A 20,541-nucleotide genomic window follows, 5' to 3' on the forward strand; every position below is an offset into this window, starting at 1 on the left:
TCGTAAGGATTATGACCCTCGAGAGAGCTACCTATGCAGTAATGACGGTCCGCGCTCCACTGTCGGCTCGCGTTCGCACGGTCGGCAGCAGCGCGCTCGCTCCGATTCGTATTGTAGGGGCGTTCTAGCCCCACTTCCAGTACCTCGTAGCCTCAGACCCGAATTGCATCGTTCTCCGAGCGATCAGCTATCCAGCAGATGACACACTACCGCACACAACTCGATCGCCAGACAACGGCGGGAGACAACCGATGAGCGAACGCGCAGCAGAGATTTCGCCAGCGGACGACGAACAGGACGACGACCAGATCACCGACAGCGCCGCGCCCGACGCGGTCACCGAGGACGGGACGGCGAGCGACGCCGAGACCGCGACCGACCCCGTCACGACGGGTGCCGAGTCGGTCGTTCGCGCACTCGAGAACGCAGGCGTCGAGTGCGCCTTCGGCGTGCAGGGCGGGGCGATTATGCCCGTCTACGACGCCCTCTACGATTCGGACATTCGCCACGTGACGATGGCCCACGAGCAGGGCGCGGCCCACGCGGCCGACGCCTACGGCATCGTCTCGGGCGAGCCCGGCGTCTGTCTCGCGACGTCGGGGCCGGGCGCGACCAACCTGGTCACCGGGATCGCGGACGCCGACATGGACTCGGATCCGCTGCTCGCGCTGACCGGTCAGGTCCCGACGGAGTTCGTCGGCAACGACGCCTTCCAGGAGACCGACACCACCGGCGTCACGACGCCGATCACGAAAGACAACTCCTTCGCGAGCGACTCGGATCGCGTCGGCAGCGACGTCAGCGAGGCGTTCGCCCTCGCCGGCGCGGGCCGACCGGGGCCGACCCTAGTCGACCTGCCGAAAGACATCACGAAGGGCGAAACCGATCAGGAGCCCGACGATCCGAAAGTTCCCGACACCTATCAGGTGCAGGAGCGAGCGGATACGGAAATCGTCGAGGCCGCGGCCGAGCGCATCGAGAACGCCGCTCGTCCGGTCATGCTGCTCGGCGGCGGCGTCATCAAGGGCGAGGCCAGCGAGGCCTGTCGGGAGTTCGCCATCGAACACGAGATTCCGGTCATCACCACGATGCCCGGCATCGGTGCGTTCCCCGAAGATCACGAGCTCTCCCTCGAGATGGCGGGGATGCACGGCACGGGGTACGCTAACATGGCGATCACCCACTGCGACACGCTGATCGGGATCGGCACCCGATTCGACGACCGGCTGACCGGCGGGATCGAGACCTTCGCGCCCGATGCGGAGCTCATCCACGTCGACATCGACCCCGCGGAAATTTCGAAGAACATCCACGCGGACTACCCGCTGGTCGGCGACGCCGAAACGGTCGTCGAACAGTTGGCCGACGCGGTCGACGAATCGCCGGACGCGACGAAGTGGCGTGCCCAGTGCCAGCAGTGGAAGTCCGACTACTCGATGGCCTACGACGCGCCGAAGGACGAACCGGTCCAGCCGGAGTTCGTCGTCGAGGCCTTGGACGAGGCCACGAGCGACCGAGCCATCGTCACGACCGGCGTCGGCCAACACCAGATGTGGGCCTGCCAGTACTGGACCTACACCGAGCCCCGCACCTGGGTCTCGAGTCACGGACTCGGAACGATGGGGTACGGTCTGCCGTCGGCGATCGGCGCGCGAATCGCGGCCGACGACGATCAGGAGGTCGTCTGTATCGACGGCGACGGCTCGTTCCTAATGACCTTACAGGGCCTGTCGGTCGCCGTCCGCGAGGAACTCGACATCACCGTCGCCGTGCTCAACAACGAGTACATCGGCATGGTCAGACAGTGGCAGGACGCCTTCTTCGACGGCCGTCACTCCGCGTCGGACTACGGCTGGATGCCCGAATTCGACAAGCTCGCCGAGGCGTTCGGTGCCGAGGGCTTCCGGATCGACGACTACGACGACGTCGCCGAGACGATCGACGCCGCGATCGCGTACGACGGTCCCTCGGTGATCGACGTTCACATCGATCCCGACGCCAACGTCTATCCGATGGTTCCGAGCGGCGGCGATAACGGCCAGTTCGCACTGGCGGAGGACCAGCTATGAAACGAGGACTCGAGGGCCCCGAACCGGAGGAACGACCGACCCCGTCGGGACGGCGCAACAAGCAGGGCATTCGCATCGACCCCGAGGTCGAAGCGACTCACGAGCCCCGTCGGACCGTGATCTCGGCGCTGGTCGAACACGAACCCGGCGTGCTCTCCGACGTCTCGGGACTGTTCTCGAGACGACAGTTCAACATCGAGAGCCTGACCGTCGGCCCGACCGAAGACGACGACCGCGCCCGAATCACGATCGTCGTCGAGGAGCCCGATCCAGGGATCGATCAGGTCGAGAAACAACTGCGCAAGCTCGTGCCGGTCATCTCCGTGCGCGAACTCGAGCCCGACGCGATGCGACGGGAACTCGCGCTCATCAAGGTCGACGCCACGGATCCGGCACAGGTCAACGCCGTCGCAGAGATGTACGACGCCGAGACGGTCGACTCGAGCCCGGAGACGGCGACGATCGAAGTGACCGGCGCGCGCCCGAAGATCGAGGCCGCGGTCGAGACGTTCAGCCAGTTCGGTATCCGGGAGATTTCCCGGACAGGGACGACGGCACTGGCCCGCGGAACGGACCGAACCGCGGCGGCCGAATCGACAGCACAGCCCGCCGACGAGGCGAACCACGGCGACAACTACCAGACAGCAGACGATGACTGACGAATTCACCACCGACATTTACTACGACGACGACGCAGACGTATCGACGCTCGACGACGACACCGTGGCCGTGCTCGGCTACGGGAGCCAGGGCCACGCCCACGCGCTGAATCTCCACGAGAGCGGGGTCGACGTGATCGTCGGCCTGCGTGAGGGATCGGCCTCGCGATCGGCCGCCGAAGCCGACGGGCTGACGGTCGAGACCCCCGATGACGCGGTCGCAGCGGCCTCATACGTCTCCGTGCTGGTGCCCGACACCGTGCAGTCGGACGTCTACGACGCCGTCATCGAGCCGAACCTCGAGGCGGGCGACACGCTGCAGTTCGCTCACGGGCTGAACATCCACTACAACCAGATCGAGCCGCCGGAAGACGTCGACGTGACGATGGTCGCGCCCAAGAGCCCGGGCCACCTCGTCCGACGAAACTACGAGAACGACGAGGGGACCCCTGGTCTGCTGGCGATCTACCAGGATACGACGGGCGATGCCGAGGAGCGCGCCCTCGCGTACGCAAAGGGTATCGGCTGTACCCGTGCCGGCGTCATCGAGACGACGTTCCAGGAGGAAGTCGAGTCCGACCTCTTCGGCGAGCAGGCCGTCCTCTGTGGCGGCGTCACCGCGCTGGTCAAACACGGCTACGAGACGCTGGTCGACGCGGGCTACTCGCCGGAGATCGCCTACTTCGAGTGCCTCAACGAGCTCAAGCTGATCGTCGACCTGATGTACGAGGGCGGCCACTCCGAGATGTGGGATTCGGTCTCCGACACCGCCGAGTACGGCGGCCTCTCCCGTGGCGACCGGATCGTCGACGAGAACGTTCGCGAGAACATGGAGGAGACGCTCGAAGAGATCCAGAACGGCGAGTTCACGCGCGAGTGGATCCTCGAGAATCAGGCCGGTCGCCCGAGCTACACCCAACTTCGGCAGGCCGAGAAGAACCACGAGATCGAGGAAGTCGGCGAGCGACTGCGCGACCTGTTCGCGTGGGCCGAGGAAGGAGACGAGAGCGAAACCGAAGACGAGTCCGTCCAGGTGCAGGCGGACGACTGAGAGCGAACCCATGACAGAGAACGATAACACGGACACGATGGCTGACGTCAGCCACACGAACCCTTACACGGGGGAGACGGCTGGCCGACTGTTCAGCCGCGGGCCGATCGTCGCGGCCGACGGCGGGACGTCAGACGTGACGGAGGCCGACGAAGACGAGAGTACCGATACAGGCGGAACGATGCGCGACGTCGATCACACGCCACCGAGGGAGGCCGACGACGCGAACCGCGTCTTCGAACGCGGGACCGAACATGGACGACGAACAGAGAGCGACACGGTAGTAGAGGAATGAGTAAGGGCACACTGTACGACAAGGTCTGGGATCGACACAAAGTCACCACGCTGCCGACGGGACAGGATCAGCTGTTCATCGGGCTCCACCTCATTCACGAGGTGACCAGTCCGCAGGCGTTCGGGATGCTCCGCGAGCGCGACCTCGAGGTCGCCTTTCCCGAACTGACCCACGCGACGGTCGACCACATCGTCCCGACGGCCGACCAGTCCCGCCCCTACAAGGAGGACGCGGCCGAGGAGATGATGGCCGAACTCGAGGAGAACGTCCGCGACGCGGGCATCGAGTTCTCGGACCCGACGACGGGCGATCAGGGGATCGTCCACGTCATCGGTCCGGAGCAGGGCATCACCCAGCCCGGCAAGACGATCGTCTGTGGCGACAGTCACACCTCGACTCACGGTGCCTTCGGCGCGCTCGCGTTCGGCATCGGCACCTCCCAGATCCGCGACGTGCTCGCGACGGGAACCGTCGCCATGGAGAAACAGAAGGTCCGCAAGATCCAGGTCGACGGCGAACTCGGCGAGGGCGTCGAGGCCAAGGACATCATCCTCGAGATCATCCGCCGACTCGGCACCGAGGGCGGCGTCGGCTACGTCTACGAGTACGCCGGCGAGGCCATCGAGAGCCTCGGCATGGAAGGTCGGATGTCGATCTGTAACATGTCCATCGAGGGCGGCGCTCGCGCGGGCTACGTCAACCCCGACGAGACCACCTACGAGTGGATGAAAGAGACGGACTACTTCCAAGAGAACCCGGCGAAGTTCGACGAGCTAAAGCCGTACTGGGAGTCAATTAGATCTGACGAGGACGCTGACTACGACGATATTGTCCACATCGACGCGAACGAACTCGAGCCGGTCGTCACCTGGGGGACCACGCCCGGTCAGGGGATCGGTATCTCCGATCCGATCCCGGAGCCGGAGTCCCTTCCAGCAGAGAAGCAGGACACTGCCCGGCGCGCCCAAGAACACATGCGCGTCGAACCCGGCGACACGATGGAGGGCTACAACATCGACGTGGCCTTCCTCGGCTCCTGTACGAACGCTCGCCTGCCGGACCTGCGACGCGCCGCCCGGATCGTCGAGGGACGGGAGGTCGCCGACGACGTCCGCGCGATGGTCGTCCCCGGCAGCCAGCGCGTCCAGAAGGCCGCCGAGGAGGAAGGGCTCAAGGACACCTTCGAGGAAGCCGGTTTCGAGTGGCGTAACGCCGGCTGTTCGATGTGTCTGGGCATGAACGAGGACCAACTCGAGGGCGACGAGGCCTGTGCCTCCTCCTCGAACCGGAACTTCGTGGGCCGCCAGGGATCGAAGGACGGGCGGACCGTCCTCATGAACCCGCGGATGGTCGCGGCGGCAGCGATTACCGGCGAAGTCTCTGACGTGCGCGATCTGAAGGAGGTGAATCTGGCGTGACTCGCGAGATGCTACGCATCTCGGATATGCGAATGCGTCCGGAAACGAGCGGAGCGAGTGAGGTGGACGCATGAGCGACGAAGTCGAAATTCCGGAAGTCAACTACGTTGCCGGCTCGGGCATCCCGATTCGGGGCAACGACATCGACACCGACCAGATCATCCCCGCGCGGTTCATGAAGGTCGTCACCTTCGACGGGCTGGGCGAGTTCGCGTTCTTCGATCTGCGGTTCGACGACGACGACAATCAGAAGGAGCATCCGTTCAACGAGGACCGATTTCAGGATTCCTCGGTGATGGTCGTCAACAGCAACTTCGGCTGTGGCTCCTCCCGCGAGCACGCGCCCCAGGCACTGATGCGCTGGGGCATCGACGCGATCATCGGCGAGAGCTTCGCCGAGATCTTCGCGGGGAACTGTCTGGCGCTCGGCATTCCGACCGTGACCGCCGATAGCGAGACGATCGAGGACCTCCAGGACTGGGTCGACGCGAACCCCGACGCCGAGATCGACATCGATATCGAGGCCGAGGAAGTGACCTACGGCGACGAAACGATCGACGTCACCGTCGACGACGCCCAGCGCAAGGCCCTCGTCGAGGGCGTCTGGGACACGACGGCGCTGATGAAATCGAACGCCGGTGCGGTCCGCGAGAAGGCTCGAGAACTGCCGTACGTCGACGACGCGGCGATCCCCGAAGCCGAGTAGGCAGCGCTCGTTTTCGCGACTCGTTTTCACCGTTTACCGCGTTCGATCGATTCGTCTGAGTCACGTCTCATCCAATCGGCCTCGAGCGACGGATTTGCACCGTGGTACCACACCGGAACCGGCAGGAGACCGCCGAAATCGCGAGATATTTCGGCGACAGTCCGATACCGTTCAGTATGTCTCGTTCCCTCGACGTGGGGCTCTTCCTGTTGCTCGCCGTCCTCTGGGGGCTCTCCTTTCCGGCGATTTCGATCGGTCTCGAGTACCTCCCGCCGCTGCTGTTCGCGGCCGCTCGCTACGATATCGCGGCGGTCCTGTTACTGATCGCGGCCGTCGTTCGAGTCGACGAGTGGCGGCCGACCGCACGGAACGACCTGCTGGCGGTCGCGGGCGGCGGCGTCTTCCTCATCGCCGGGAACGGCCTCCTCTTTCTCGGCCAGCAGACGGTGCCGAGCGGCGTCGCCGCGATCCTGCAGGGACTGGTGCCGATCGTGACCGCACTGTGGGCGATCCCGCTCCTGGGCGAGCGGCTCTCGCTGCTCGGGGCCGTCGGCGCGGCTATCGGCTTTCTGGGCGTCGGCCTCGTCATCCAGCCCGATCCCGGGAACCTGCTGGCGGGCGACACCGCCTCGCGACTGCTCATCGTCGGGCAGGTCTGCAGCGTCGCGCTCGGCGGCGTCCTGATCCAGCGGGCCGGCCCGACGCTCGAGCGACTGCCGCTGGTCGGCTGGTCGATGCTCGTCGGCGGACTCGTGTTGCACGGCGTCAGCCTCGGTTCCGGCGAGTTACCGAGTGCCGACGTCCTCGGTCCCGTCTCCGTGAGTGCCCTGCTCTACCTCGGGGTGTTCGCGACCGCCATCGCGTTCATGATCTACTTCGCCATCCTCGAGGAACACGGCGCGTTCGAGGCGGCATTGATCGGCTATCTGGTCCCGATCGTCGCGACAGTCGCGAGCGTCTTCCTGCTCGGCGAGGAGATCAGCGCGCTGACGGTCGCCGGCTTCGGCTTGGTCGCCGTCGGCTTCGCCCTGCTCAAGCGGCGCGCGATCGCCGACGCGGTGGGGTTCTCGACGGGCGTCGGCAGTCCGTGACGAACCGTCTGCGACGGTCCGCACGGTGATCTCCGATTACTCTTCGGCGGCCTCGTCTCCGGTCGAGCCGGCCCGCTTGGCGGCCAGTAGCCCGCCGACCAGTCCCGTGATTCCGGCCGGGACGCCGAACCCAGGGGTGCCGTCGTCTGCACCGGTGTCGTCGCCGGTTTCGTCCGTGTCGTTCGTTTCGTCCGAGCCGTCCTCGTCCTCCTCTCCATCATCGTCGCCCGTTCCGTCCGGTTCGTCGGATTCCTCCTCGAGGACGATCGACAGCTCGTCGTCGACCTCGAAGGTACCCTCGAGGCGGAGATCGCGGGACGATCGGCCGACGGCGACGTCGAAGGCGCCGGGTTCGACGACCCACTCGCCGCCGTCCGCGTCGTAGAACGCGAGATCGTCGTGGTCGACGCGGAGCGTCACTCGCTCGCTCTCGCCGGCAGTTACGGAGACCTTCTCGATCGCGGCGAGCTCTCGCTTCGGGCGGTCGACGCTCGCGTCGACGTCACTGACGTAGAGCTGGACGGCCTCCTTCCCGTCGTAGTCGCCGTCGTTCGCGACGGTGAGGGAGACGTCGAGGCCGTCGTCGTTCGCCTCTAACTCGAGGTCCGAATACGCGAACTCGGCGTACGACTCGCCGTGGCCGAAGGGGAACACCGGCTCGATATCGCGTTCGTCGAAGTGACGGTAGCCGACGAAGACGCCCTCGTCGTAGTGCACCGTCCCGTCGACGCCGGGGTACGCCCGCGCGTCGTTGGGGACGACGTCGATCTCGCCCGGGAGGTAGTCCTCGAGGTCACGCGCGAACGTCACGGGTGACTTCCCGGACGGCGTCGTGCGTCCGAACAGGAGGTTCGCGACGGCGGTGCCGGCCTCCTGTCCGGGGAACCAGAGTTGGAAGATCGACGAGACCGAATCGATCCACGGCATCGCGACCGGCGATTCGGTATTGAGGAGGACGACCGTCTCGTCGTTCGCGTCGGCGACGCGCTCGACGAGCGCGTTCTGATTGCTCGGAAGCCCAAACTGGATGCGATCGTCGCCGTAGGTGGTGTTCGACTGCGCGAGAACGACGGCCGCGTCCGCGTCGCCGGCGGCCGCGACCGCGTCGTCAAGGGCGGCGGGCGGGTTCCACTCGAACCGAACGGGCGAGCCACCGACCGCTTCGACGCGGAGGTCGTACTCGACCCCTTCCTCGAGGTTGACTGCGGTCTTGACGGTGTTCGGTCCGGCGAATCCGCCACCCAGGTTCTCCGCCACGACGTCGCCGTCGACGTACAGGGTGCTCTCTCCCTGACTGGTGAGTGCGAGTCCGAACGATCCCGATTCGGGCGCGGTCACCGTTCCCTCCCAGACGGCCGCCGCAGCGTCGTCGTCAAAGTCGACGGCGGAGACCGATCCGGTTTCAGTCGGTTCGCCGTCGAAGTTCTCCCCGTCGTAGTACTCGTACGCGAACCCGTCGTCGGCTTCGACGAGCTCTCGACGGTCCGTCTCGACGGCCGTCACGTCGACCGCCTTTCCGACGACCGCTTTGATACCGTCGACTGGACCGCGGCGACGGATGGCCGGGACGGCGTCGCTCCCGCCGACGCTGTTCTTGAACTCCTCCGGGGACGGCCCGACGAGCGCGACCTCTTCGATCTCGCTCTCGTCGAGCGGAAGAACGTCGTCCTCGTTTTTCAGGAGTACCGTCCCCTCCTCGGTCATCCGTTCGGCGAGTTCGAAGTGTTCGTCAGTTCCGTGAGCGGGCTCGCTCCCGATCCGGTCGCCCTCGAGCGCGCCGATTTCGGCTTGCGACGTCAGTGTCCGGCGAACCATCTCGTCGACGACGGACTCGTCGATGTCGCCGGCCTCCACGGCCTCGGCCAGCGTCTCCCCGAAGTACTCCTCGCTCGGCATCTCCACGTCCAGTCCGGCCTCGGCGGCGTCGACCGTGCTGTGAGTTCCGCCCCAGTCCGAAACGACGAACCCGTCGAAACCCCACTCGTCTCTGAGCACGTCGGTCAGCAGTTCGGGGTGTTCCGAGGAGAACGTCCCGTTGATCCGGTTGTACGCCGGCATGACCGCACCGGCGTCCCCCTCCCTCACACCGGCCTCGAACGGCGGGAGGTAGAGCTCGCGGAGCGCCCGCTCGCCGACGCGCACGTCGTGTTCCGACGTCGAATAGTAGTCGTAGACGTCGCCCGTCGCCCGCGTCTGGTTGTACGCGACGAAGTGTTTCAGCGTCGCGATGACTCCCTCGGACTGAACGGCGCCGGTGAACGCCGCGGCCATCCTCGAGGCGAGGTACGGGTCCTCGCCGTAGGTCTCGCCGGCGCGGCTGTGCAGCGGGACCCTGAACGTGTCCATCGACGGCCCGAGGAGCACCGAGACGTCGAGGGCTTTCGCCTCGCGGGCGATCGCTCTCCCCTCGGATTCGATCAGCGTCGGATTGAACGTCGCCGCCGCCGCGATCGGATGCGGAAAGTCCGTCGCGGGATCGGCGGCGACGACCCCGGTCGGCGAGTCCGCCATCCCCATTCCCGAGACGTCGAGCCGTTCGACGCCCTGCAGATAGCCGGCGATCCCCTCCGGGCCGCCGTCGGCGCCGTGGGTCCGGCTCACCTTCTCTTCCAGCGTCATCTCCTCGACGATCGATGCCGGGTCGTCCTCGTCGGCCGCGGCGCTACCGGCACCGATCGTTCCGAGGAACAGGCTCGTCGATGTCAGGGCGCCGGTTTTCAGTGCGGTTCGTCGGGTGAGTCCCGCGTCCGAGCGAGACCGATCATCCTTCCTCATAGTTCAGCTACAATCATTTACAAGGATGATAATAAAAATTCATGGCATGTTGCGCGCAGTTGACAGTATATGTGGAAATACCGATCCCCCGTCGATATTATTTAAGATCGGAGAGCTGTTATTTGACGGAAATCGGGGGTGCTGTTGGCGACCGGGCGGCCGACATTCCGTGGGCCGCGGGTCGAACGCACAGCGGTCGGTTCGCGGGACACCATCCGGAGACCGATCGGCGGTGGCACCCCGGGTCGCGGTATCGATACCCTCTTTTCGGCCGGCCAGAGAGTATCCGGCATGACTCACGAGATCGCCGTCATCCCGGGCGACGGAATCGGACAGGAAGTGACACCCGCAGCGGTCGAGGTGCTCGAGGCCCTCGAGATCGACTTCGAGTTCGTCGAGGCCGACGCCGGCGACGCGGTAAAGGCGGAGACGGGCGAGGCGCTGCCCCAGGAGACCTACGACCTCGCGGCGTCGGCGGACGCGACGCTGTTCGGTGCGGCCGGCGAGACGGCCGCGGACGTCATCCTACCGCTCCGGACGGCGGTCGACTCGTTCGTCAACGTCCGCCCCGCGAAGGCGTATCCGGGCGTCGACGCCGTCCGCCCCGAAACGGACCTGATCTTCCTCCGCGAAAACACCGAGGGCGTCTACGCGGGTCACGAGGATCGACTGACCCAGGACGTCTCGACGCTCACCCGGGTCGTCACGGAGTCGGCCTCCGAACGGCTCGCCGAGTTCGCCTGTGAGTACGTCTCCGGGGACGAGCACGACGGCTTCTCGATCGTCCACAAGGCGAACGTCATGCGCGAGACGGACGGTCTCTTCCGCGACACGGTCAAATCGGTCGCCGACGAGCACGGCGTCGAGACCGATCAGGTCCTGATGGACGCCTTCGCGACGCGGGTCTGTCTCGACCCCGAACAGTTCGACGTCGTCGTCTGTCCGAACCTCGCGGGCGACGTGCTCTCGGATCTGGCCGCCGGACTCGTCGGCGGTCTCGGCCTGCTCCCCTCGGCCAACATCGGTCCCGACCGCGCCCTGTTCGAACCCGTCCACGGCACCGCGCCCGACATCGCCGGCGAGGGCGTCGCGAACCCCGCCGCGACGATCGTCTCCGCCGCCATGCTGCTCGAGTATCTGGGCTACGACGAGGAGAGCGCGGCCGTCCACGAGGCCGTCGAGGCCACGCTCGAGGACGGGCCGCGGACGCCCGATCTGGGCGGTGACGCCTCGACCGAAGACGTGACCGCAGCGATCATCGACCGGCTGTAAGCGACGGAGCGCTCGCCGTTTTTTAGTAGCGTGCGGTCGCCGAACGAGTATGGATCGGAACGACAGGGCCGTGACCGCCTTCGCCATGCTCGGCCACGCCACGTTCCACACCTACGAACTCGTCATTCCGATCTTCGTCGTCAGCTGGCTCGAGGCGTTTTCGACGACGACCGCATTTCTGGGCGGAATCGTCGGCGCGAGCTACGCCCTGATCGGCGTCGGCGCGCTCCCGACGGGGCTGCTCGCCGACAGATTCAGTTCCAAGCGGCTCATTCTCGCCTGTCTACTCGGGATGGGTGGTGCCTTCGCGATCGTCGCCGTCGCGCCGAATATTGCCGTTCTGACGGTCGGATTGTTCCTGTGGGGGGCCGCGGCGAGCCTCTATCACCCGGCCGGCCTGGCGCTGCTCAGCCGCGGGGCGAAAGAGCGGGGCACCGCCTTCGCGTACCACGGCGCTGCGGGCAACGTCGGCGTCGCGACCGGTCCGCTGCTCGCGGCGGTCCTGCTGGCGTTCGTCGGCTGGCGAACCGTCGCCGCCCTGCTCCTGGTTCCGGTCCTCCTCGCGGCGGTCGTCGGAACCCGCCTGGAGTTCGACGAGACCGCCGGCAGTTCGGCTCGCGGGACGGACGACGATACCGCGGACCGCGAGCGACCGCGCAGCCTCGCGGCGTTCGTCGCCAGTTCGCGGCGGCTGTTCACCGTCGGCTTCGCCCTCGTCTTCGCGACGGGAATCCTCTACGGCGTCTACTACCGGGCGACGTTTACCTTCCTGCCGGACATCCTCGCGGACCTGCCGCTGTTCGATCCGGTCTCGCTCGTCGGCCGCTTGTTCGACCCCAGTCAATACGTCTACTCCGGGCTCTTGTTGGTGGGCGGGGTCGGCCAGTACGTCGGGGGCAAGCTCGTCGACCGCGCACGACTCGAGACCGTCCTCCTGGGCGGCTACGCCGCGCTGTCGGTCGTCGCGCTCGCGTTCGTTCCGTCGACGAACGCGGGCCTCGTCCCGCTGTTGGTCGTCGCCGGGGCCCTCGGATTCCTCACCTTCATGATCGCGCCGGTCAATCAAGAGGCGATTTCGGCGTACACTCCGGTCGGCGCGCGAGGCCTCTCCTTTGGCTACTCGTACGCGGCGATCTTCGGCGTCGGTGCGGTCGGATCGTCGCTCGCGGGTCTCATCCTGACGCGGTCGACGCCGGCGGCGCTGTTCGCCGTCGTCGCCGCCTGCGCCGCGATCGCCGCCCTCATCGGCGGGACGCTCCGCCGCCGCTCCGGGCGGCGAACTCGAGACGGCGTCACCGCGGACGACTGACTCGCGACTCGCGGCGGTCGTTTCTCCCGCGGACTCAGCGATCGGGTTTCGGCCCGAGAGTTATCAAGGGGGCCGTAGTACCGGCGGCCATGACTCGAGACGACACCCTCGTCGGGGTCGACTCGCGAACCGTCGACACTGATCGCCTCGAGACCCACTACCTCGAGTCGGGCGGCAACGATCGAGCCACAGACGAGGGCCGGACTATCGTCTTTCTCCACGGAAACGTCTCGTCCTCGCGGTTCTTCGAGGACGTGATGGCCGACCTGCCGGGTCGCCACCACGCGATCGCGCCCGATCTGCGGGGGTACGGCGATTCGGAGACGAAACCGATCGACGCGACGAACGGCCTCGGCGACTTCGAGGGGGACGTTCGCGCGCTAGTCGACGAACTCGACCTCGAGCGGCCGTTCGTCCTCGTCGGCTGGTCGAACGGCGGCGGGGCCGCGATGCGATACGCGATCGACCACCCCGACGACGTCGCCGACCTCGTCCTCGTCAATCCGCTCTCGCCGTACGGCTTCGGGGGGACGAAAGACGTCGAGGGGACGCCGTGTTTCGACGACTACGCCGGCTCCGGCGGCGGGATCGGCAACGACGGCTTCGTGGCAGGCCTCGAGAACCGCGACCGGAGCGAGGAGGGCCAGACCTCCCCGCGAAAGGTGCTGCGAACCTACTACGTCGATCCGACCCACGAGTTCGACGACGACCGGGAGGAGTCGTATCTGACCGGCATGCTCGATACGGTGACCGGCGACGAGCACTATCCTGGCTCCTCGAAACCGAGCGATAACTGGCCGGGTATCGCTCCGGGAGAAACAGGCGTGAACAACGCGATCTCGCCGAAGTACTGCGACCTCGAGAGGATCACCGAGATCGACCCCGACGAGAAACCGCCCGTGTTGTGGATCCGCGGCGATTCCGACCAGATCGTCTCGAACGCCTCCCTCTTCGATCTGGGAACGCTCGGTCGGATGGGCGAACTGCCGGACTGGCCCGGCGAGGACGTCTTCCCGCCCCAGCCGATGGTCGACCAGACCCGCGCCGTCCTCGAGACCTATGCCGACCGCGGCGGTGAGTTCGAGGAGGTCGTCTTCGGCAATACGGGGCATACGCCGCATCTCGAGGTCCCCGGCGACTTCTTGGACCGACTCGAATCCGTTCTGGACGGCTGAGTGGCTGAAGTGCGAGCACAGTGCGGTTTCAGGGCTTCGGGTTCCGCTCGGGGACGCCCTCCTCGGCCGCCGCTTCCTCCCGTTCGTCGGTCGCGCCCTCGCTGCGCATCGTCCGGAGCGTCGACAGCCCTCGCTTTCGAGTGACGCCCTTCGAGATCCTGACGCCGTCGAACGTGCCTGCCCAGTGCTCGTCGCTCGCGCCGAGGTGGTCCATGTAGTACGCGAAGGACCCGACCCACAGCAGCGCGGCGGTGAGCGCGAGGAAGGCGACCGCCGAGACGAGCGTGGACGGGCCGAGCGCGCCGACCGCGATCCCCGCGACCACGTAGACGAACGCGGCGATCACCATGAGGACGGTGATCGTCGCGAACATGTCGTTGACGGCGGTCACCCGGGCGTTGTACTCGATCCACCGGCCGTAGCTGCGAAGCAGCCGCACCTCGAACCGGTCGGCGTCGGCCTGGGGATCGGCTCGCGCCGTCGCGAGCGCGGCCTCGACCGCGTCGCCGTCGACGCCGCCCCGGAGGTTCGAAGCCGTGTACGTCACGCCGGCGAGTCCCGTCGAGACTAGCAGGAGCAACGCGCTGGCGATCGTAAAGAGGTTGACGAAGGGCGCGACGTCGATCGTGGTCTGGACGACGATCGAGCCGCCGGTGACGACCAGCCCGATCAACAGGAGGTTCGCCTTCAGGATCTCGATCGCCTTCTCGTCGATCTCCTGGACGCGCTCGACCTGATACTCGAACGTCGCACGGAGCTCTTCCCGGGCCAGTTCGAGGGTCTCCCGATCGAGGCCGTCCCGATCGCCGTTCCCCGTCGACCCCTCGGGACGAGCCCCGTCGTCCGTGACCTCCGGACCGCTCATGGCCCATCCTTACCCGCACCCACCGTAAATCCCTCGGCGTCCGTTTCCGATCGAAACACCGTTAGTCGCTGGGGACGGTCACGACCCTCGAACCGCTATCGCCGCCGTCAGGCGATCTCGAGGGCGTCACGGTCGGCCCCCGCCAGTTCGACCAGCGCGTCGGCCTCGAGCAGGTGACACTCCCCGGGAACGACGAGCAGATGCAGCGGGTCGCCGAACTCCCGGTCGGCCAGCTCGGTCATCGTCCCGGCCTCGACGAGCGGATCGGGGCTGCCCGCGCGAGCGACGACGACGCCCACGAGGTCGGGGTACGCCTCGGCGAGCAACTCGGCACCGACGTCGGCGGTCATGTACTCCTCCCGCTCCGCTTTGATGTCCAGATAGACGACCGTGTGCAGGCCGTCGGCCCGGTTGTCGTCGATCGTCTCCGTCACGCTCGCGGGGAGGCCTTCGGCCCCGTGGGCGTAGGGAAACGGCAGCGTCGTCGCCTTCCCGAACCGGTAGTTCTGCAGCCCGGTGAGCGCGCTGGTGGCCGTCTGGGCAGTGACGCCGTGGATCACTCGCGTCTCGATCCCGCGATCGTGGGCCCGCAGCCGGAGGTCGACGTGGGTCGTCGAGATCATCGTGTCGCCCGCCGTCAGGAACGCGACGTCCTCGCTCTCGGCCGCCTCGAGCATGTCCTCGGGATGCTGTTCGACACCGGCGCGGTCCCGGACCTCGATCTCTGTCTCGTGGTAAGACTCGAGGTCCTCGATCGTCGTTCCGATCAACCGGCTGGTATAGAACTCGGCGTAGACGCGGTCGGCCGCCTGCAGGGCGTCGCGCCCCTCGACGGTGATCGAGCGCTCGTCGTAGAGACCGAGGCCGATGAAGGTGAGCATAGGCGGTCGTACTGCCAGCGCCCGGAATACCCTTTCGAGACGACGGCCGAGCCGTCGGTACCGACGCGGTCAGAAGCCGATGTGAGAGGTCGACGCCGGGCCGTCGTCATCGCCTCCGTCGTCGATGCCGCCCTCGTGGGCGAAGGTCACGTCGTCGTCGGTCAGATAGACGACGCCGTCCTCGACCGTGACGTCGACGGACGGCAGCGTCGTGTCGGCCGCCTCGCCGTTGTCGCAGTAGCCCGAGCAGGCGTCGAACATCGACCCGTGTTTCGGACAGATGATCTGGCCGTCGCGCATCGCGACCCCGCGGCCCGTATCGAGCCGCTGTGCTTCGTGCGTGCAGCGGTTGATCCACGCTTCGACCCCGTCGTCGGGAGCGTCAGCGACCGAGGGCTCGGAAGACGCGGAGCGCCTTCCGGTGTCGTCGTCCCCGGACCGACTGCCTGTCGAACCGTGCTCGACACCGTCTTCGCAGGGAACGAGGACCACTTCGTCGGGCTCTCCGTACTGATCTCGAACCGTGAACAGCCACGAGCGATTCTCGTAGACCGTCTCGACGGTCGTGAGTCGTGTTCGCACGCTCATCTCGAGCGGACGGTACGTGCGTCGCATGGAAATACGCTCGGCATCCCCCGACATTTCGTATAGCGGTTATCGGTTCATGTCTGATTTTGACGGGGACACTGTCGGCGAAAACGTCAGCGTTACGGCGGGCCGACGGCCAGTTCGCGTATGGAAGTCCCGTGCGTTCGCGTCGCGCCCGAGAACGGAGAAGCCACGCGCACGGCGCTCGCCGACGCGGACCTGATCGACGACGAGTACGAAATCGCCGTCGAGGACGGCTGGCTCTACATTCCGGTCATCGATCCCGATTCCGTTCGGGACGTACTCGAGGACGCCGACGTCGTCTCGCGCACGGTCGCCGAGCGCGAGAGTCAGACGACGCCCGCCGATCTCCTCGCGTTCGACCCGACTTACGAGCGCCTCGGCGAGGCCGCGCTCATCGACGAGGACGATTCAGAACGCGCGCGCGCAATCGCGGACGCCGTTCTCGAGTCCGATCTCCCCGCGGAGACGGTTCTGAACAAGGCCTCGAAGGTCAAAGGCGAGACGCGAGTCCGAGACTGGGAGCTGCTCGCGGGCGAGAACACGGAGGTCGTCCACCGCGAGTACGGCTGTGAGTTCCTGCTGGATCTTGCCGAGGTCTACTTCTCGCCGCGGCTCGCGACCGAACGACACCGCGTGGCCGAGCAGGTCGATGCGGGCGAGCGCGCCTTCGATATGTTCGCCGGCGTCGGTCCGTTCGTGATCCCGTTCGCGAAACGCGGCACGGAGTGCGTCGGGGTCGATATCAACGCGGACGCGATCGACTACCTCCGCGAGAACGCGCGCCGAAACGGCGTCGACGATCGGGTAACCGCGATCAACGACGACGTCCGCGAGGTCGCCGCCGAGTACGAGGGCTGGGCCGACCGAATCGTGATGAACCTCCCCCACAGCGCGGACGAGTTCCTCGAGTCAGCCGTGACCCTGGCGAGCGAGGACTGTACGCTCCACTATTACGACATTCAACACGAGGATGACCCCTTCGGGCCGGGCGAACGCGCGATCCGCGCGGCCGCGCAGCCGGAGTACGAGGTCACCGTCGAAACCCGCCACACCGTCCGGTCGTACGCCCCACACGAGCTGAACGTCTGTCTTGACGTCCGACTCGAGCGATAACCGGGCGTCTGAGCTCGGTTCTCGAGTCGCGTAACTCACTCACACGACCGGATCGATTCGCAACCCTTATGGACGATATCGATCGTACAAATGAATGCGCGCCGGTGTAGCTCAGACTGGCAGAGCGAATCCTTCGTAAGGATTAGGTCGAGGGTTCAAATCCCTCCACCGGCTTATTCTGTCGCGAACAAACTCGTGAGCGACGAATATGCCCTGGAGGGATTTGAATCAGGGAGCAGCTTTGCTGCGACCGTGGTTCATAATCCCCTCCACCGGCTTTCCTCGGTTTCTACACTACTCAGCGGGCAGCCTCTCATTCGAGCGGGTAGTCTCTCGATTTCCGTCGGAATCGCTGTGTAACCGGATAATTGCAACTGAGATGTGACCGATCTCGAGCGCCACCCGGTCGCCGGCTCGAGCGAGGCGATCGCGACGAGACCGGAGGCCTCGAGTAACGGACTGAAATCGGGATGTAGACACGCTGTCCGGCAGGTTCAATTTAGTAGAGCGATCCAAGTCGGGCTTGTAGAGAAGGGACAGCGACCCCGTTCAACACGGCTATAAACTGGATACGGCGATATCAAATCGTACGAACCGGACGATCGGTGCATCATAGCCGATCGCGGAAATCGGACGAGAGGAGTCTCTCACAACCGGTCTGGACCGTCGAGAACGGCCGACGGACAGTCGAAATCCGCGATAGCAGGGGCTGAAGCAGTGATCGTCGCGAGAAGGGGAGTATGGGGGGTACGACGGCAGGACGTGCGTGTATGGCGCGGTGATGATGTGGCTTCCTGCCGTACTCTCGAGTATATGCTCGATCGGCATAGGGGTCTCTCCAAACACGTTTGGTCCGTCGATGGTGACGGTCTTCGGCGGAAGAGTGACGACCGTTTCGGTCGTTCCGAGACGGTCCCCCGGCATGACGGCCAGGGAACTGACGTTGTCCCTCGAGTTCGAGAGGAGCTGAGATAGGTTCGCCGTCAGACGAACGCGGAGCACGCGAGGGTGACCGCGAGGACGAGCACAGGGTAGTCGGCCCGCGAGAAGGTCAGCGGCGGGAGGGTGGGGTTCCACGCGAAGCATCTCGCTTGCAGCGCGAGCGAGAGTCGATCGGCACGGTCGAAGGCCCGTGTCAATCCGAGCACGCCGACCGTGCTGGCGCGGTCGACCACCCCGCGTTCGGTCCCCAGCCGGGCGGCCATCGCCTCGCGGATCGTCCGGAGGTCGCCCCGAAGCACGGGGAGAAATCGGAAGACGAGCCCGACGCCGATGCCGAGTATCTGCCCCGGTTTGCCGGGAATCGTTCGCTGAATCGCCGCTCGAGAGTCCCGAACCGGGGTCGAGCGAACGTAGGCCGCACTGACGAGCAGGATGAGCAGGACTCGGTAGCTCGCCAGCGCCGATGTCGTCGCGGCCGAACGATCGAACCAAGGCGCGCCGAGCGTCACCCCTGAGAGCAGCGGTGCGAGCGCGAGGATGAACAGCGCGAACCGGTAGGCCGAGAGCGCGCGGCCGAGCGGAACGCGCGCCGCGACCAGCGCGACCGCCGTCACCGCCGAGAGGACGAGCAACGCTCGCGGCGTCGGATGCGCCAGGGCGGTGGCGGCGAACCCGATCTGCACTGCCAGCTTCGTCCGGGGATCGAGCCGGTGTGCGAACGTGTCGTCGGGGTCGTAGGTCAACATCGGTTCTCGCTCACTCGCCGCGTCGGCAGGTCGGTTGGCCCGCTTCGATCGCCCGCGGAACGCGCCGTCATCGGCCGGGAACCCGCACCTTGAGGCCCTCGAGTGCCCCCAGCGCGTCCTCGGGCGGTCCGTCGATGGCGACGCGGCCGTCGCGCATGGCGATCACGCGATCGGCGAGCCCGCAGACGTCTCTGAGGTCGTGGGTCGCGAGCAAGACGCCGGTGCCGTCGGCCGCCAGCGCTTCGAGTCGCTCGAGGACCGAGCGTCGGGCCGGTTCGTCGAGCCCGGTGAAGGGTTCGTCGAGGACGAGGTGGGTCGGCTCCATCGCGAGCGTGCCCGCGATCGCGACGCGGGACTGCTCGCCGCCCGAGAGGGCGTCGATCCGGTCGTCGTCTCGGCCGGTCATGTTCACCGCCTCGAGCGCGGCCGCGACGCGGCGATCGATCTCGTCGCGCTCGAGGCCGAGGTTCTCGGGACCGAAGGCGACGTCCGCGCCTACGGTCGCCGAGACGAACTGGTCCCGTGGGTGCTGGAAGACCATGCCGACGCTCGAGCGGGCGGCGATCAGATCGTCTTCGACGGGCGTGCCGTTGACACGAACCACCCCGGAATCGGGGGTCAGCAGGCCGTTGCAGTGGCGCAGCAGCGTCGTCTTCCCGCTGCCGTTGGCCCCCGCCAGCAGGACGAACTCGCCGTCGTCGATCGACAGCGAGACGTCCTCGAGGACGGGAACGTCGTCGAACGAGTGGGAAACTGACTGAAACTCGATCATCGAGCCGACTCCCGTAGGGTCGCCATCACGTTGGATCGATGCGGCCGCTTTTGACGATCGCGATCGCGGCGGCGATCTTGAGCAGGTCGCCCGGGATAAACGGAACGACGGCGAGTTGGACGGCTTCGATCGTGCCGAGCTCGAGAACGTATCCGAGCCAAGTCGTCCCGAGCGCGTAGATGATGACGAGCGCCGCGAGTAACACCGCGGCGAGGACCGGGGTCGAGGTCTTGGTCGGGTTCTCGAGGTTCCCGCGGCCGTGGACCAGGGCCCCGATGACGAACGCGGCGATCGGGTACGCCCAGAGGTATCCCGCGCTGTCACCGACGAGAACGCCGATCCCGCTCGTACCGGTGGCGAATACCGGGAGTCCGACGGCCCCTGCGGTCAGGTAGAGCCCGGCTGAGACCGGTCCCCAGACCGGGCCGAGGTAGAGCCCCATGAGGTAGATGACGAGGACCCCCAACGACACCGGTACTGGCGAGAACGGGATCGGAATCGATCCCACGACGGCGGCCGCGCCCATCAGCGCTGCGAGAACAGCCGCCCGCGCGAACGACCGGACGACCTCGTCGTCGACGCGTTCGACCGAATTCTGATCTGTTGCCATACCCCGCCACTCTCGTAAACCCGGATCAATACTTCGGTTTCCGAGACTATCGGAAAGCGGACTGACACGTCGTCTCGAGTCGATTCCGTCGCAGATGACGGTTCGGGACCGAGCCGAAACAGCGGGCTTCCTTCCGGTTTCGGCGACGGTCGCTCACGATGTCCGGTTACTGGTCGCGCC

The 20,541-nt window shown here is 66.4% G+C and carries 18 protein-coding genes and 1 tRNA gene; 12 read left to right on the forward strand and 7 right to left on the reverse strand.

Annotated elements, in window-relative coordinates; genetic code table 11:
- The first annotated feature begins 251 nt into the window (after nucleotides 1-251).
- The 7 genes from ilvB to LDH66_RS06035 all read left to right on the forward strand — a co-directional run bounded on the left by ilvB (nucleotide 252) and on the right by LDH66_RS06035 (nucleotide 7,289).
- On the forward strand, nucleotides 252-2,069 hold the full coding sequence (gene ilvB / locus LDH66_RS06005; protein WP_226480155.1) for a biosynthetic-type acetolactate synthase large subunit: 1,818 nt from the start codon (nucleotides 252-254) through the stop codon (nucleotides 2,067-2,069).
- Entirely contained in the window at nucleotides 2,066-2,728 is a 663-nt protein-coding gene (gene ilvN, locus LDH66_RS06010; RefSeq protein ID WP_226480156.1) for an acetolactate synthase small subunit, read from the forward strand. Before ilvB ends, ilvN begins: the two co-directional genes overlap by 4 nt.
- Entirely contained in the window at nucleotides 2,721-3,779 is a 1,059-nt protein-coding gene (gene ilvC / locus LDH66_RS06015) for a ketol-acid reductoisomerase (RefSeq protein ID WP_226480157.1), read from the forward strand. Before ilvN ends, ilvC begins: the two co-directional genes overlap by 8 nt.
- A gap of 10 nt (nucleotides 3,780-3,789) precedes the next feature.
- Entirely contained in the window at nucleotides 3,790-4,074 is a 285-nt protein-coding gene (locus LDH66_RS06020) for a DUF7989 family protein (protein ID WP_226480158.1), read from the forward strand.
- Nucleotides 4,071-5,492, forward strand: a complete 1,422-nt coding sequence (leuC, locus tag LDH66_RS06025; protein WP_226480159.1) for a 3-isopropylmalate dehydratase large subunit — start codon at nucleotides 4,071-4,073, stop codon at nucleotides 5,490-5,492. The genes LDH66_RS06020 and leuC overlap by 4 nt, the downstream gene beginning before the upstream one ends.
- A 70-nt stretch (nucleotides 5,493-5,562) precedes the next feature.
- On the forward strand, nucleotides 5,563-6,198 hold the full coding sequence (leuD, locus tag LDH66_RS06030; protein ID WP_226480160.1) for a 3-isopropylmalate dehydratase small subunit: 636 nt from the start codon (nucleotides 5,563-5,565) through the stop codon (nucleotides 6,196-6,198).
- Nucleotides 6,199-6,374: 176 nt separating this feature from the next.
- Complete coding sequence (locus tag LDH66_RS06035; protein ID WP_226480161.1) at nucleotides 6,375-7,289, forward strand: DMT family transporter; 915 nt, start codon at nucleotides 6,375-6,377, stop codon at nucleotides 7,287-7,289.
- Nucleotides 7,290-7,325: 36 nt separating this feature from the next.
- Here LDH66_RS06035 and LDH66_RS06040 read toward each other — a convergent pair whose 3' ends face one another.
- A complete protein-coding gene (locus LDH66_RS06040; protein WP_226480162.1) occupies nucleotides 7,326-10,064 on the reverse strand; it encodes a glycoside hydrolase family 3 N-terminal domain-containing protein in 2,739 nt (912 codons plus the stop codon).
- A gap of 291 nt (nucleotides 10,065-10,355) precedes the next feature.
- Between LDH66_RS06040 and leuB the strand changes: the two genes are divergently transcribed.
- From leuB to LDH66_RS06055, 3 genes are all read left to right on the forward strand, one after another.
- Complete coding sequence (gene leuB / locus LDH66_RS06045) at nucleotides 10,356-11,336, forward strand: 3-isopropylmalate dehydrogenase (protein WP_226480163.1); 981 nt, start codon at nucleotides 10,356-10,358, stop codon at nucleotides 11,334-11,336.
- Nucleotides 11,337-11,385: 49 nt separating this feature from the next.
- Nucleotides 11,386-12,645, forward strand: a complete 1,260-nt coding sequence (locus LDH66_RS06050; RefSeq protein ID WP_226480164.1) for an MFS transporter — start codon at nucleotides 11,386-11,388, stop codon at nucleotides 12,643-12,645.
- Between the two features lie 89 nt (nucleotides 12,646-12,734).
- The gene (locus LDH66_RS06055; protein WP_226480165.1) at nucleotides 12,735-13,820 is read left to right on the forward strand and encodes an alpha/beta fold hydrolase; all 1,086 of its coding nucleotides are present in this window, start codon (nucleotides 12,735-12,737) and stop codon (nucleotides 13,818-13,820) included.
- Nucleotides 13,821-13,848: 28 nt separating this feature from the next.
- Here the strand turns inward: LDH66_RS06055 and LDH66_RS06060 are convergent, their stop codons facing one another.
- The 3 genes from LDH66_RS06060 to LDH66_RS06070 all read right to left on the reverse strand — a co-directional run bounded on the left by LDH66_RS06060 (nucleotide 13,849) and on the right by LDH66_RS06070 (nucleotide 16,154).
- Complete coding sequence (locus LDH66_RS06060; RefSeq protein WP_226480166.1) at nucleotides 13,849-14,685, reverse strand: hypothetical protein; 837 nt, start codon at nucleotides 14,683-14,685, stop codon at nucleotides 13,849-13,851.
- A gap of 107 nt (nucleotides 14,686-14,792) precedes the next feature.
- Nucleotides 14,793-15,566 (reverse strand): diphthine synthase, encoded by a 774-nt coding sequence (gene dph5 / locus LDH66_RS06065; protein ID WP_226480167.1) that lies wholly within the window; start codon nucleotides 15,564-15,566, stop codon nucleotides 14,793-14,795.
- A gap of 69 nt (nucleotides 15,567-15,635) precedes the next feature.
- Nucleotides 15,636-16,154, reverse strand: a complete 519-nt coding sequence (locus LDH66_RS06070; RefSeq protein WP_226480168.1) for a Rieske (2Fe-2S) protein — start codon at nucleotides 16,152-16,154, stop codon at nucleotides 15,636-15,638.
- Nucleotides 16,155-16,301: 147 nt separating this feature from the next.
- Between LDH66_RS06070 and LDH66_RS06075 the strand changes: the two genes are divergently transcribed.
- Nucleotides 16,302-17,291 carry a class I SAM-dependent methyltransferase gene (locus tag LDH66_RS06075; RefSeq protein ID WP_226480169.1) on the forward strand — a complete coding sequence of 330 codons (990 nt, stop codon included), beginning with the start codon at nucleotides 16,302-16,304 and terminating at the stop codon, nucleotides 17,289-17,291.
- Between the two features lie 100 nt (nucleotides 17,292-17,391).
- A tRNA-Thr gene (locus tag LDH66_RS06080) sits at nucleotides 17,392-17,465 on the forward strand.
- 809 nt (nucleotides 17,466-18,274) lie between these two features.
- Here the strand turns inward: LDH66_RS06080 and LDH66_RS06085 are convergent.
- From LDH66_RS06085 to LDH66_RS06095, 3 genes are all read right to left on the reverse strand, one after another.
- Nucleotides 18,275-18,979 carry an energy-coupling factor transporter transmembrane component T family protein gene (locus tag LDH66_RS06085; RefSeq protein WP_226480170.1) on the reverse strand — a complete coding sequence of 235 codons (705 nt, stop codon included), beginning with the start codon at nucleotides 18,977-18,979 and terminating at the stop codon, nucleotides 18,275-18,277.
- A gap of 67 nt (nucleotides 18,980-19,046) precedes the next feature.
- Entirely contained in the window at nucleotides 19,047-19,751 is a 705-nt protein-coding gene (locus LDH66_RS06090; RefSeq protein ID WP_226480171.1) for an energy-coupling factor ABC transporter ATP-binding protein, read from the reverse strand.
- Nucleotides 19,752-19,776: 25 nt separating this feature from the next.
- Nucleotides 19,777-20,361, reverse strand: coding sequence for a biotin transporter BioY (locus LDH66_RS06095; protein WP_226480172.1), 585 nt, complete (start codon nucleotides 20,359-20,361; stop codon nucleotides 19,777-19,779).
- Nucleotides 20,362-20,541: the final 180 nt, after the last annotated feature.

This window comes from Natrinema amylolyticum, from assembly GCF_020515625.1.
In the GTDB taxonomy this organism is placed as follows: Archaea; Halobacteriota; Halobacteria; order Halobacteriales; family Natrialbaceae; genus Natrinema; species Natrinema amylolyticum.